Below are 13,572 nucleotides of genomic sequence, written 5' to 3'. Positions count from 1 at the left end.
GATGTTTACGGAATTTTTACCAACGCCCTTCTACAGTTACGCGCGTAACCGCATCGGTTCCGACTGACGTAGAGGAAAGTATCGAAATGGCTTTGGGCAAAGGACTGCGTTTACCGTCCATCACTCCGACCCGGCTGGTGCTGCTGTTTTCGCTGGCCTTGGTGGCGCTGTACAACCTGGCGACCTGGAAGGCGCTGGGAACACTGATTACCCTGCAAGGTGCACAGAAACTGGCGTTTTTCGCGTCCTTCGGGCTGTTTCTCTGGGCGGCGATCACGCTGCTGCTGACCCTGGTGTCGTTTCGCTGGACGCTGAAACCGGCGCTGACGCTGGTGGCCCTGCTCTCGGCCTGCGCGGCGTATTTCATGAACGAATACGGGATCACCATCGACACGGTGATGATCCAGAACGTGTTCGAAACCAATCCCGAGGAAGCCACCGCGCTGTTCAGCGGCAAACTGCTGGCTTACGTGCTGTTGCTCGGCGTGTTGCCGGCCGTGCTGATCTGGCGCTGGCCGGTGGTTTATCGACCGTTCTTTCGGGGCTTGCTGAACAAGGTGCTGGTGATCGCGGCTTGCGTGTTGGTGATCGGCGCTTCGGTGGGCGCGTTCTATTCGACCTACGCGCCGATCTTTCGCGAGGAAGACAAGCTCACCCACTTCATCAACCCGACCAACTACATCTACGCGATCAGCAAATACACCAAGCAACGGCTGGGGATCAAAAAGCATTTCGTGGTGCAGGCCATCGGCGAAGACGCGGTAATGAGCGCCAAGGCAGCCAGTCGCGAGAAGAAATCGCTGATGGTGTTCGTAGTGGGCGAAACCGCCCGGGCCGACCATTTCTCGCTTAACGGTTACGAGCGCGAGACCAATCCGCAGCTGAGCAAACTCGACATCCTCAATTTCACCCAGGTGCATTCCTGCGGCACTTCGACGGCGGTGTCGGTGCCGTGCATGTTCTCGATGTTCCCGCGCGAGGACTACAGCGACAAGAAAGGCAAAACCTACGAAGGCCTGCTCGACATCCTGCAACGGGCCGGCGTGCAGGTGCTGTGGCTGGACAACAACAGCGACTGCAAGGGCACCTGCCTGCGCGTGCCGAACCGCGACATCGCGAAGAACCAGCCGGGACCGTTCTGCGACGGCAACAACTGCCTCGACGAAGCACTGCTGGCCGACCTGCAAGGCTACATCGACAGCCTCAAGGGCAACGCGATCATCGTCCTGCACGCCGACGGCAGCCACGGCCCGGAATACTACGAGCGCTACCCCAAGGACATGGAGCGCTTCAAACCGATCTGCCACACCAACCAGCTGGGCAGTTGCAGCCGTGACGAACTGGTCAACGTCTACGACAACACGATCCTCTACACCGACCATTTCCTGGCCAAGGTAATCGAACTGCTCAAACGCAATCAGGATCACCTCGATACGTCGATGCTGTACGTCTCCGACCATGGCGAATCGCTGGGCGAGAACGGTCTGTACCTGCACGCCGCGCCTTATGCGCTGGCGCCGGAAGCGCAGACCCATGTGCCGATGGTGATGTGGTTCGGCAACAACACCCTGGCGCAACTCGGCATCGACCGTGGCTGCCTGCAAGGCAAAAGCAGCCAGCCGGATCTGAGCCATGACAATCTGTTTCACTCGGTGCTGGGGTTGTTCGAGGTCAGGACGTCTCTGTATCAGCCTGGGCTGGATATTTTCCATGGCTGTCGGCCGGCAATGACGGCGGGACAGTGATCCCCTCCAGCTGCGCCAGATAGGCCCACGGGTAAATCCCGCGCTGATGGCCGTCGCTGAACACCAGTTGCAGACCGTACCCCTGAGCGTTCAATTCGATGACCCGCACACGCGGGTCAATCATTGGCGGTGAGCCCCGCTGGCGAAACGCCCGGCATTGCGAGCACGGGCATTGGCGGCGCAGTTCGGCATGATCCAGCAGCTGCTCGCGGCCATCCGGCCAGCTCAGCCGTAACCGGTGCTCACGTTGGGAATTGCCGACCGACAGCGGATTCATTGCAGCTGACTCAAGGCAATCCGCACGGCTTTGCGCACTTCCGGGTCGCCGTCGTCCTGCGCGGCCTGCAATGCCGCCACCGCCCCGCGATCATTCAATTCGCCGAGGGCCAGCGCGGCTTCCTTGCGCAGGTTGCTGATGCGATGGCCGAGGGTGTCGATCAGGGCGTCGAGTGCCGGCACATAGCGCAAACGGCCGAGGCTGCGGGTCGCGCGCAGACGAACCTGCCAGTAATCGTCATCCAGGGCTTCGATCAGCGCCGGGCCCGCATCTGTATGGCCGACCTTGCCAAGGGTGGTTGCGGCTTCTTCGCGTACTTGCCAGGCCTGATCCTGCAAGGCCTGACGCAACGCGGGCAGCACCTCGGCATCACTCGCCAGGCCCAGCGCGCCGGTAGCGGCGCGGCGTACTTCGGTGTCCGGGTCATCACTCGCCAAGCGGGCCAGGCCCGGCAGTGCGTCGAGCTGCTTGAGCCAGCCGAGCACCCCGACAGCTTCGCGGCGGACACTGGCATCGGCATCGTTCAGCGCCTGAATCGCGGCCGACGCAGCGCCGGGGAAACGCAACTCACGCAAGGCCCGGAACGCGGCAATCCGCACGCCGGTTTCGGCATGGGCGGTCCACGGCAGAATCACCCGGCCCGCCGCTTCGGTCTTGAGCAGGCTCAGGCTCTGCGCCGCAGCGGCCTGCACCGCCGGCGACGGATCCGTCAGCGCCTGGCACAGCGCTTCAACCACCGGCTCATCTTCCCAGGCCTCCAACAGGCGCGCCGCTTCGGCACGCACTTCTTCGGCGGGGTCTTCGGCCAGGCGCTCGACCAGCCAGAGCAGACCGTCCGGTTCTTCGAGGTCGGCCAGGTCGATCAGGGCAATCCGCCGTACCCCGGCGTCATCGGCCGTCAGGCGCGGTTGCAGGGCGAGAATGTCGTTGTTATCGGTCACCGCAAAAAATGAGGTCATAGGGCAAATCTCGGCAAGGGGTTTTCAGGAGGCAAGCCGAGCGGATTGAGGCGCGGCAGCGGTCGGTCGTTGTCGTGGCGCAGCAGGTCGAGGCAGTGGCGCTTGAGGCGCGAGAACGCATGTCTGGTCACCAGTGCAGTGGTGCGTGGCCGGGGGAAATCCAGGCGCAGGTCTTCGATGATCCGCCCATCCGGGGTTTGCATCACGCTCATCAGGCTTTTCCTCGTGGTCGATGCCAGGGCGTGAACAGCCCGCCCAGGCGTTTGATCAGCAGGCTGCTGCCCATGCCCAACACGCCGATCAGCAACATGCCGACCACGATGTCGGCGTAGTTCTGAATGGTGTAGGACTCCCAGGTGTAGTAACCGATGCCGAACTGGCCGAAGATCATTTCGGCAGTCACCAGACAGAACCACGAGGTGCCCATGCCGATGGCGAGGCCGGTGATGATGCTAGGCGCGGCGCCCGGCAGAATCACTTCCAGCAGGATCGCCCGGCGCGCGGCGCCAAGGCTTTTGGCCGAGGCGATCAGGCGCGGGTCGACGCCTTCGACGCCGTGCACGGTGTTGAGCAGGATCGGGAACAGCGCGCCGGTGAAGGTGATGAACACCATCGACAGTTCAGACGACGGGAACATCAGGATCGCCAGTGGAATCCAGGCGACGGCGGGGATCGGGCGCAGCACTTCCAGGGGTGGTAGCAGCAGGTCTTCGGCCCACCTGGAACGGCCGATGGCCAGGCCCAGGGCGACGCCGGCCACCATTGCCGCGAGGTAGCCCGCGAAGACCCGGCCGAGGCTGGCGCTCAGGTGCTGAATGAGCTTGCCGGAGTCGCCGAGGCCGAGGGCGGCTTCGATCACGGCCAACGGGGTCGGGACGTTGGCGAAGGTGACGAGGCCGAGGTTCCAGTGATGGCTGGCGGCGAGTTGCCAGAAGAGCAGGCAGAGCAGCAGTGAGGCGGCTCGGGGGATCCAGCGTGAAAACATATATCACCTCTGATCGTTCCCACGCTCTGCGTGGTAATGCCGCCATGGACGCTCCGCGTCCACTGTGACGCAGAGCGTCACGGGATGCATTCCCACGCAGAGCGTGGGAACGATCTTCGCTTGAGTTAACGGGTGGCAACGGCCTGGGTCGTGGCGTCGGTGAAATCAAAGACTTTCCCGCCCTGAGCGGAGGCAAATTGCTGGGCCTGGCCTTTGAGCAAAAACGCGCTCAACCGCCCTTTCGCATCACTGGCAAACCACGCCTGCTCCGCCAGCAATTTGATCCCGCTGTCACTTGCCTGCGCATACACCGCCCGGATGCTCTTGCCTTCCGACTTCAGTCCCGCCAGTGCGGTAAACGCCTCTTCTGCCGAGGCATAGCGCCGGACCTTGTCCTCACCCCGCACCCAGATTTCCGCGACATGGCTGAAATCGCTGATGGTTTTTTCAGTCGCCGCATCGACAGACTTCAATGGCGTCTGCGCGTAATTGTCCAGTTGTGCCGTGTAATCCAGATTCGAGGCCTTGAACGCCGCACGGATGTACTGATCGTCGATAAAGGTGTTCAGATCGAGCCCGCGATCGGCCTTCTTCAGCAACTTCAGCGTGTCGATCGCGGTGCCCACAGCCTGGCGGTATTCCGGCTTCCAGCTCAGGTCGCGGGTCTGCACGCCGAGCGGGCCGTGGAACAGATAATTGACCTCGGCATCGACGCCGGTGACCCTGGCGATCAGTTCGCTGTACTTCTCGGGCTCGGCGGCCAGCAGTTGATTGGCCTCGATGCTGGCGCGCAGGTAAGCGACGACGATTTCCGGGTACTTTTTCGCGTAGGCCTGATCCACCAGTGCACCGTGGAAGGTTGGCGCATTGGCCTGGGCGCCGTCGTAGATCTTGCGGGCGAAGCCACGGCTCGGGAACAGTTCGGCGAACGGTACGAAGTCGGCGTGTGCGTCAATCTTGCCGGCCTGCAACGCGGAACCTGCGACCTCCGGCGGCTGGGCGATGATGTTCACATCTTTCAGCGGATCCCAGCCCTGCTCTGCCACGGCGCGCAGCAACATGCCGTGGGCGGTGGAGGCGAACGGCACGGAAATGGTCTTGCCCTTGAGCTCGCTCAGCGACTGCACGCCGGACGCGCTCGACACCACGATCCCGTTGCCGCTGCCCTTGATGCTGCCCGACAGCACGCTGATGAACAGGCTGTGTTTGCCGGCAGTTTCAAACGCCACGCCGTTGAAGGCACCCGGGAAATCAGCCATGGCGCCGAAGTCGAGTTTGCCGGCGACCATTTCATTGGTCAGCGGTGCGCCGCTGGTGAAGTTCTTCCACTGCACGTCGTACTTGGCGTCTTTGTAGGCACCGTCGTGAGGCAGGTATTTGTCGAGCAGGCCCAGTTCACGAATCAACAGCCCGCCAGCGGCGCAGTTGATGGTGGTGTCCTGGGTGCCGATGGCAATGCGGATGGTTTCGGCCGAGGCCGACAAGGTGAACGAAGCCAGTACCAGACCGGCGATTGCTGCACGCAACATGGTTGAATCCCCTCGAATCATTTTCAGGATGTTCGTCTCCGCCGCGATCAGGGCGCGGTGGGAAACGAGGGGTGTTTGGTGAATCCAGCGTCCGGGGTTTACGGATGGCTTTGGGACTGTCTGTGCGGGCATCTTCGCGAGCAAGCTCGCTCCCACATGATCGTCGGTTTACTCATTATTTGCGGCTGACTTCTATCCACTGTGGGAGCGAGCTTGCTCGCGATAGCGGACGACCGGTCAACGCAGTAAGTAAGGGATGTCCACTTTGACGGCACCGGTCGGGCAGTCCTTTTCGCACGGCATGCAGTACCAGCATTCATCGAACGCCATGTAGGCCTTTTGCGTGGCCGGGTTGATCGCCAGCAGGTCCATCGGGCAGACGTCGACGCACACGGTGCAGCCCTTTTCGGCGATGCATTTGTCCTCGTCCACGGTGACGGGGGCATTGGAGCGGAAGAAGATTTCCTGGGCTTGATAGGCCATGGTTCGGACTCTCTCTGGTGATGCCTCAAGCGGCGAAAGCGCCAACCCGAAGGCGGTCGTAGGCCTGCATTTCCTCGGCATCGAGCGGGATGATGTAAGGCTCGACGGCTTTCTTGAAACTGGTCATGCGCCCGTCTTCGCCTTTCTTCAGGTGGCAGTGGCAGAACCATTCGCGGTCATCCCGTTGTGGGTGATCGACGCGGTAGTGGTACAGGCCCCAGCGGCTTTCGGCACGGAACAGCGAGGCGCGGGCGGCCATTTCGGCGCAGTCGCGGATCACGCTGGTTTCCATCGCACGCATCAGTTCGTGGGCGTTGTTGGCCTTCATCTCGTTGAGATCGCGTTCGATGTCGCTGAAGCGTTGCAGGCCGATTTCCATCTTCCTGGTCACTTTCGGCGGTTGCAGGTAGTCGTTGACGAAGCGCCGCAGCTTGTACTCGACCTGGGCCGGCGGCAGGCCGTGCTCGCGGTCCAGCGGTGCGTAGACCCGGGCCTTTTCCTTCGCGATCTGCTCGGCATCCAGCGCGGAGAACTCGCGCCCGGCGACAAATTCCGCCGCGTTGTTGCCCGCGAACCAGCCGTAGGTGAACGCGCCCAGCATGTAGTTGTGCGGCACGGCGGCCATGTCACCGGCCGAGTACAAACCTTTCACCGAGGTTTCGGCGCGCTCGTTGACCCACACGCCGGACGCCGAGTGGCCGCTGCAAAAACCGATTTCCGAGATGTGCATCTCGACCATCTGCGTGCGGTAGTCGGTGCCGCGATTGGCGTGGAACTGGCCGCGACTCGGGCGCTCGTTGCTGTGCAGGATTTCCTCGATGTTCTGGATGGTTTCTTCGGCCAGGTGATCGAGCTTGAGGAACACCGGGCCGTTGCCACTTTCCAGTTCCTGGTGGAACTCCCACATCATCTGCCCGCTCCAGTAGTCGCACTCGATGAAGCGTTCGCCCTTGTTGTTGGCGGTATAACCGCCGAGCGGGCCGGTGACGTAGGCGCAGGCCGGGCCGTTGTAATCCTTGATCAATGGGTTGATCTGGAAGCACTCCAGGTTCGCCAGTTCGGCGCCGGCGTGATAGGCCATCGCATAACCGTCGCCGGCGTTGGTCGGGTTTTCGTAGGTGCCCATCAGGTAACCCGAGGACGGCAGACCGAGACGCCCGGCCGCGCCGCAAGCAAGGATCACAGCCTTGGCCTTGATCACATGGAAGTCGGCGGTACGGCAGTCGAAGCCCATCACGCCGTTGACGGCGCCCTCCTCGTCGGTCAGCAAACGGGTGCAGACAAGGCGATTGGTGATGTTCACTCGCGCCCGTTTCAACTGGCGATAAAGAACCTTCTTGATGTCGTGCCCTTCCGGCATCGGTAGCACGTAGGCGCCCATGTGGTGGACTTTCTTCACCGCGTAATCACCGGTTTCGTCCTTCTCGAACTTCACGCCCCAGCGGTCGAGCTGCTCGATGGTTTCGAAACTGTGGGTGGCGTAGGCATACACCGCCGCCTGGTTGACGATCCCGTCGTTGGCGATGGTGATTTCCTTGGTGTACTGCTCGGGCGTCGAGTGGCCGGGGATGATCGCGTTGTTCAAGCCGTCCATGCCCATGCTGATGGCGCCGCTGCGCTTGACGTTGGCCTTGTCCACCAACAGCACGCGCAGGTCCTTGTTCTTTTCCTTGGCCTTGATCGCGGCCATCGGGCCAGCGGTGCCGCCGCCGATCACGACGATGTCGTATTCCTGTTCGAGTGTCGTTCGACTCATGCCTGCTCCCCTTTTTGCCGGTCGATCCGCAGGCGGTACTGGAACGCATCGCCACGGTAGTAAAGGTGTTCGAAGTCCAGCGGTTGGCCATGAGCGTCGTGGGTCAGACGCTCGATGCGCATGATCGGCGAGCCGGCCTCGACGTTCAGCGCCTGGGTCAGGTCGCTATCGGCCAGCACCGCGTCGATGGCCAGATCGGCATGGCCGAGGGCAATGCCGCAGTCGTTTTCCAGGATCAGGAAGATGTCGCGGGTCACCAGATCGGCCTTCTCCAACCGCTCGCCTATGGCTTTGGGCAGATAGGTGATTTCCAGCGAGATCGGCTCGCGGTTGATCAGCCGTACGCGTTTGATCTGGGCGACGATTTCGCCTTCGGCGACCTGCAAGCGCTCGGCGACCCGTTTGTCGGCGGCGATGAATTTGAAGCTGCGCAGGCGGTTGATCACCTCGTAGCCACGGCCGGTCATGGACTCGGCGAGGCCTTGCAAGGTGCTGACGTTTTGAAAAGTCTTGGGTTTGGCGACGAAGGTGCCTTTGCCGTGGATCTTGAAGATCAGCCCTTCCTTCTGCAGATCGCCCAGGGCCTGACGCACGGTGATGCGGCTGACCTTGAACAGCGTGCCGAGCTCGCTTTCGGACGGCATCTGGCTGTCTTGCGGGTATTCGCCGTCGAGAATGCGGGCGCGCAGCACGTCGCGCAGTTGGGTGTGCAGCGGGACACTTGATAAGGAGAGCGGGCTTGAGGAGAGAGCGTTATCGGTCATCACGGGATCACTTGTTATAACGAGTTATGACGTGATCTTAGAGACGTTATGACAAGCTTGAGAAATACCGAATGAGCATAAGGTTAGATGCGCGACACCATCCCCTGTGGGAGCGAGCTTGCTCGCGATAGAGGTGTATCAGTCACCCAAGTTATTGACTGACAGGACGCTATCGCGAGCAAGCTCGCTCCCACAGGGGGGACGGTGTGGTCTGGGAAATTACTGGCGCTTGAGAATCTGATCCATGACCCAATCGGTCTTCAGCGCTTCGGCGGCGACTGCCGGGTGCTGCGACTCACCGCGAATCTGCGCGTTCATTCCGAGTACGTGGTGCCACTGGATGTGCTCGTGATGGGGGATTTCCAGGCTGATGTCTTCGTCGGCATGCAGCTCGACCGGATGCTCGTCGAACACCGAAAAACCGATCCGCCCTTGGCTGCCGATAATCTCGACCCGATCCTCGCGCCGATCCGCAACAAAGCTCCAGCAGCCCATGCCCAATGCGCCCGAGGCGAATCGCCAACTGGCGCTGACCGCATCTTCCGCCGCGTACAGCCCGGCCTGACGCGCCGTGAAACCTGCGACTTCCACGATGTCACCGAGCAGATACTGGAACAGGTCGAACCCATGGCTGGCCAGATCCGCAAAATACCCGCCACCCGCCACCGTTGGATCGGTGCGCCAGTTCGCGCTGCCGTCCAGATCCTTCGGTGAAGGCGCTTTGGTCAACGTCCAGCTCAGGTGCCGCACCTCGCCGATCCGCCCCTGCTCCAGCCATTGCCGAACCTGCTGGAATCGCGGCAACGAACGGCGGTAATAGGAGACGAACAGGTGCAGACCGGCCTCGGCGAACACCTGCTGCATCTCACGGCTTTGCCCGGCATTGAGGGCCATGGGTTTTTCTACGCAACAATGCTTGCCGGCGGCGGCGACTTTCAGGCTGTAGGCGTGATGGCTGTCGGGGGGTGTGGCGATGTACACCGCGTCCACTTCAGGGTCGTTGATCAGGGCATCGACGTCGGTGCAGGTCCGGGCGATGCCGTGGCGCGCGGCGTAATCGGTCACGGCTTCGAGGCGTCGCCCCATCACCGCCACCAACGCCGAGCCGGGCGCCTTGTAAAAGGCCGGCCCGCTCTTGCGTTCGGCGACGCTGCCGCAACCGATCATGCCCCAACGCACCACCTTCATTCTTGTGCCTCAGCCAATGCGCAGTGCGCGCAAGTCGAGGTGACCGTTTTGCAGCGGCGGACACCAGTAGTAGCCGCCGGTGATCGGCCGGCTGATGCGATACAGGCCGTCAGTGATGCCGTCCTCCAGACCGCTCATGCGGCGCAGTTGCGCTTCGAACGCGTCAAGGGAGAAACCGAACGCGAGGAACATCAGCCCGGCACGGTCGCCTTCGATCCACGGCATCGAACGGCGCAAGACGAAGGCTTCCGGGGCGAAGCTTTCCTGGGCGGTGCGCTTGACGTGGGCGGACACCGGGGCGTCGTCGATCTCTTCGTTGTCGCTCAGGCGACGGCCCATGATGTTGTCCTTGTCTTCGGCGGACAGCGCATGGAAACCCTTGAGGTCGTGCTGCCATTGCTGGATCGCGGCGAAACTGCCACCCACCAGACCGTCCGCACCTTCACTTAGCAGTGCGGCGGCGATGGCGGCTTCGTCGTGCGGGTTTTCAGTGCCGTCTTCATAACCGGTGAGGTCATGGCCGTCCTTGTGGCGGAAGGTTTCCTGCATCTGCACCAGACGCAGTGCCGGGGCCAGTGCGGCCTCAAGTGCGGTGCTGCGGTTGAGCAGTTCGCCACGGTCGACGCCGTGCAGCCAGACCCACAGGGCGTGCTGGGTCGACGGGTTTTCCACGCCGACGCCGGTCAGCGCCGGGAAGCTGCGCAGGCCGTCGATCTTCACATTCAGAGCCTTGGCCAGGGATTCACCGAAACCGACCACCGCCGACTTGCCGTCCACCAGATTCAGCAGGTTGTCGATCGCCTGCGGCAGCGCTTCAACCGACTCGAGGGCGAAAAACAGGTGACGTGCTTGCGGCGGAACTGGGGTGGCGAGGATGCCCGGCTGGTAGTAACTCATGTCGACTCCTTGGAAAGAGCGCGGAGTTTAACTGTAGGCGGAAGATTTGTGTGGGATCAGATGACGCACTCGCTGCGCCACGCACTCGGACTTTTCCCCGTCCAGCGTTTGAACGCCCGCCGAAAACTGCGCACGTCGCTATAGCCGACCTCCTCGGTGATGCGTTCGATCGGCATGTCGGGATTGGCCAGCAGGCTCATGGTTCGCGCCTGGCGCACTTGCTCCAGGAGTGCCTCGAAAGTCAGAGAGTGCTCGGTCAGCCGCCGACGCAAAGTACGGCTGCTCATATTCAAGTCGCCAGCGATCTTTTCAATGTGGCTGCCCCGGCTCAGGTCCCGGGCAATCGCCCGCTCTACTGCCTGGATCAGATCAAGTTTCTGATGAACCTGCGCCGCTTCCAGTTCCAGCAACTTGACCGCCTGACGCAGCGCCAGCGAATGGTGGTTGGGCAAATTCACATCCAGCCACTGCACGTCGATCAGCATGCGATTGTGCAGGCAGCCGAAGCGCACGTCCGGCCCCAGCAGCCGCCGGTATTCATCGACGTAATCCGGCGCGGCGTGCATGAATTGCACGGCAATCGGCTTGAACGTCTCGCCCACCAGCGCCCGGCCGTAGACCAGCAGGCTGGCGAAAAACTCTTCGACCGCGAACACCTGCACCTCGGCAAACGGCAACCGGCATTCAACGTCGACATACACCTGATCACCCACCACATCGACGCTGGAAACCACAATCCCGCCGGACGTGTGCTGATGCCGAACCCCGATTTCGAACGCGTCGCGCAAAGTCTTGCACAGCGACAGCACATGCCCGAGCAGCCCCAGCGTACCCAGCACATTCTGCGCGCCGACCCACAGGCCCAGCCCCTGATTGGGTAACACCTTCAGCGCCCGCTGGATCATGGCCACGGCCTGCCGGTAGGAAATCCGCTGTGCCGGATCCTGCAGGTCTTCGAAATCAAAACCCAGGCCACGGCACAGGCTCTGCGGCTCGATGCCCTTGCCGGCGACGACTTCGGCCAGGGTCTGCAACAGAAATGGCGACACCAGCGCCAGATCGAAGGTGGGGTCTTGGAGTTTTACGTTCATGGGGGCTGACATTCCGGATCACGTTGAATTGTTATTTTTGTAACCGGTTATGTCGAAGGAAGTTAGCACAGGGTTGACCGACTGTCCGCAGAAGCCCCCTTCCGTGTCCGCCAATACCCTGCCCCGGCGTGCGCCAAGGGCTTATTTCTATAGTGGCCAGGCGCCCTGCGCGCCGGCGTTGCGCCCAAACACAATAATAATGAGGACGGCCATGACCCCGAACCGCGCGACTTTCCCTGTGCAACTGGCGCTGAGCCTGCTTGGCTGCGCCGCGACCCTGCCGGCGCTGGCTACCGAAGCCGGCGTCGACAACATCGGCCCCGGAACCGACGGCTTCTTCATGTTGCCGCTGGAAGTCGACAGCCTTCCGGAGAACATGGTCGCCTTCAACCTCTACTACAACCACTACAAATCGACGAAGCTCAATATCAGCTCACTCGGCGGCAAAGTGCCGAATGTCGAGATCGAATCCACCGCGGTCATCCCGCGCCTCGATTACCTCAGCCCGGTGCGGATCTTCGGCGGACGCCTGGCCGGCTACATCGCCCAGCCGTGGCTCAAGCAGGAGGTTTCGGTATTCGGCCTCAGCGACACCCGCGAAGGCATGGGCGATACCACTATCGCGCCGATCATCCTGTGGGACATGGGCAAGAACCTGACCCTCGGCGCAGCCGTTGAAATCACCTTACCCACCGGCGAATACAGCGTCGATCGGCTGGCCAACACCAGCAACAACTTCTACACCTACAAACCGCTGTTCTCCTTCACCTGGTTGCCGACAGAACGCACCGAGGTGTCGATGAAAACCACCTACAGCTTCAACGAAAAGAACAAGGACACCGACTACAAGTCCGGGCAGATCTTCCACTTCGATTACTCGGCCAGCTACAAGATCACCGATGACCTGATGCTCGGCATCAACGGCTACTACCTCAAGCAGACCACCGACGACAAACAGTTCGGCCACACCGTGCAGTTCGCCGGTCAGGACGTTGATGACGGTGTGCGCGGCAAAGTCTTCGCCATAGGTCCCGCGCTGCACTTCACCTTCCTCAAGTACGCCAGCGCGGAGATTCGCTGGGCCAAGGAATTCGACGTAGAGAACCGGCCGGAGGGGGAAATGTTGTGGGCGAAGGTGAGTATTCCCTATGCGTTCTGAGTGCATTTGTAGGAAGGCGCACACGGATTTGTAGGCTGGAAACCTGAAAAACAGAGGGTGGGAATAGGCCTACAGCGGTGGTCGAGATTGCCGGACAACGGAGGGAAACGTCCGGCAGATTTCAAAGGGGGGCTTGCAGATACTGAGTCCCGCTACCTCATGGTTCCTCAAGGGCTCATGGGGTGCATCGTCTGCCAGTGACGACAATGGGCCATTCCCCCTTAAACTGCCGAGATTGAACACGGAGATCACTATGAGCATATTGCATTCCCCGTTTTATTCTGACTTTGAATCCGAAGAAGAGGCAGAGAGCTACGATCGTTGGTTTCGCGCCAAGGTGCAGGCTGTACTGGATGACCCTCGCCCGGGCATTCCCCATAAAGAAGCCATGGTGCGGCTCGACCAACTATTAGAAGAGAAACGCAAGAATCGACCCGCTGCCGCTTGAATGGAGCAATCAAGCTCTGGACGATCTGGCTGGCATTATCGACTACGTTGAACAATACAACTCAAACGCTTCAACGGCTCTGCAGCACAAGGTTGGTGCAGCGACGCAAAGGCTTTCATCAATTCCCTATGGTTACCGGTCCGGTCGAGTGCCAGGCACTCGGGAAATGGTGGTCAATCCAAACTATCTGCTGGTCTATCGAGTGAACGGGCACATCAAAATACTGACGTTAGTCCACACCCGACGACAATACCCACGAACCTCATCAACCTAAAAAAAAGGGCGGCCAAA

The 13,572-nt window shown here is 61.3% G+C and carries 13 protein-coding genes and 2 pseudogenes; 4 read left to right on the top strand and 11 right to left on the bottom strand.

The window, feature by feature from the left end; genetic code table 11:
* Window positions 1-86 precede the first annotated feature (86 nt).
* Window positions 87-1,745, top strand: coding sequence for a phosphoethanolamine transferase (locus tag CAF79_RS00175; protein WP_085695889.1), 1,659 nt, complete (start codon window positions 87-89; stop codon window positions 1,743-1,745).
* Between the two features lie 7 nt (window positions 1,746-1,752).
* Here the strand turns inward: CAF79_RS00175 and CAF79_RS00170 are convergent.
* From CAF79_RS00170 to CAF79_RS00120, 11 genes and pseudogenes are all read right to left on the bottom strand, one after another.
* Window positions 1,753-2,022: pseudogene (locus CAF79_RS00170) on the bottom strand (DUF971 domain-containing protein); the annotation flags it as partial.
* The gene (locus CAF79_RS00165) at window positions 2,019-2,981 is read right to left on the bottom strand and encodes a HEAT repeat domain-containing protein (RefSeq protein ID WP_085695887.1); all 963 of its coding nucleotides are present in this window, start codon (window positions 2,979-2,981) and stop codon (window positions 2,019-2,021) included. The gene CAF79_RS00165 and the pseudogene CAF79_RS00170, both read right to left, overlap by 4 nt.
* A pseudogene (locus tag CAF79_RS00160) lies at window positions 2,978-3,187 on the bottom strand (ABC transporter ATP-binding protein); the annotation flags it as partial. The gene CAF79_RS00165 and the pseudogene CAF79_RS00160, both read right to left, overlap by 4 nt.
* 5 nt (window positions 3,188-3,192) lie before the next feature.
* Complete coding sequence (locus tag CAF79_RS00155) at window positions 3,193-3,966, bottom strand: ABC transporter permease (RefSeq protein WP_085695886.1); 774 nt, start codon at window positions 3,964-3,966, stop codon at window positions 3,193-3,195.
* 125 nt (window positions 3,967-4,091) lie between these two features.
* Window positions 4,092-5,495: an ABC transporter substrate-binding protein gene (locus tag CAF79_RS00150; protein ID WP_085695885.1), complete on the bottom strand. Its 1,404-nt coding sequence runs from the start codon at window positions 5,493-5,495 to the stop codon at window positions 4,092-4,094.
* A gap of 237 nt (window positions 5,496-5,732) precedes the next feature.
* The gene (locus tag CAF79_RS00145) at window positions 5,733-5,978 is read right to left on the bottom strand and encodes a ferredoxin family protein (protein ID WP_003225615.1); all 246 of its coding nucleotides are present in this window, start codon (window positions 5,976-5,978) and stop codon (window positions 5,733-5,735) included.
* 25 nt (window positions 5,979-6,003) lie between these two features.
* Window positions 6,004-7,734, bottom strand: a complete 1,731-nt coding sequence (locus tag CAF79_RS00140) for a fumarate reductase/succinate dehydrogenase flavoprotein subunit (RefSeq protein WP_085695884.1) — start codon at window positions 7,732-7,734, stop codon at window positions 6,004-6,006.
* Window positions 7,731-8,498 carry a GntR family transcriptional regulator gene (locus CAF79_RS00135; RefSeq protein WP_085695883.1) on the bottom strand — a complete coding sequence of 256 codons (768 nt, stop codon included), beginning with the start codon at window positions 8,496-8,498 and terminating at the stop codon, window positions 7,731-7,733. The genes CAF79_RS00140 and CAF79_RS00135 overlap by 4 nt, the downstream gene beginning before the upstream one ends.
* A gap of 219 nt (window positions 8,499-8,717) precedes the next feature.
* Window positions 8,718-9,686: a Gfo/Idh/MocA family protein gene (locus CAF79_RS00130; protein ID WP_085695882.1), complete on the bottom strand. Its 969-nt coding sequence runs from the start codon at window positions 9,684-9,686 to the stop codon at window positions 8,718-8,720.
* 9 nt (window positions 9,687-9,695) lie between these two features.
* A complete protein-coding gene (locus CAF79_RS00125; protein ID WP_085695881.1) occupies window positions 9,696-10,583 on the bottom strand; it encodes a Dyp-type peroxidase in 888 nt (295 codons plus the stop codon).
* A gap of 56 nt (window positions 10,584-10,639) precedes the next feature.
* Window positions 10,640-11,674, bottom strand: coding sequence for an AraC family transcriptional regulator (locus tag CAF79_RS00120; protein ID WP_085695880.1), 1,035 nt, complete (start codon window positions 11,672-11,674; stop codon window positions 10,640-10,642).
* A gap of 211 nt (window positions 11,675-11,885) precedes the next feature.
* Between CAF79_RS00120 and CAF79_RS00115 the strand changes: the two genes are divergently transcribed.
* The 3 genes from CAF79_RS00115 to CAF79_RS00105 all read left to right on the top strand — a co-directional run bounded on the left by CAF79_RS00115 (window position 11,886) and on the right by CAF79_RS00105 (window position 13,555).
* Window positions 11,886-12,833, top strand: a complete 948-nt coding sequence (locus CAF79_RS00115) for a transporter (protein WP_085695879.1) — start codon at window positions 11,886-11,888, stop codon at window positions 12,831-12,833.
* A gap of 253 nt (window positions 12,834-13,086) precedes the next feature.
* Complete coding sequence (locus CAF79_RS00110) at window positions 13,087-13,281, top strand: stability determinant (RefSeq protein ID WP_085695878.1); 195 nt, start codon at window positions 13,087-13,089, stop codon at window positions 13,279-13,281.
* Window positions 13,262-13,555 (top strand): type II toxin-antitoxin system RelE/ParE family toxin, encoded by a 294-nt coding sequence (locus CAF79_RS00105; RefSeq protein WP_323873466.1) that lies wholly within the window; start codon window positions 13,262-13,264, stop codon window positions 13,553-13,555. Before CAF79_RS00110 ends, CAF79_RS00105 begins: the two co-directional genes overlap by 20 nt.
* Window positions 13,556-13,572 lie beyond the last annotated feature (17 nt).

The organism is Pseudomonas sp. B26(2017), assembly GCF_002113045.1.
Classification (GTDB): Bacteria; Pseudomonadota; Gammaproteobacteria; order Pseudomonadales; family Pseudomonadaceae; genus Aquipseudomonas.
Note: the sequence above shows the minus strand (reverse complement) of the source record. Positions and strands in the feature narration are given on the sequence as shown.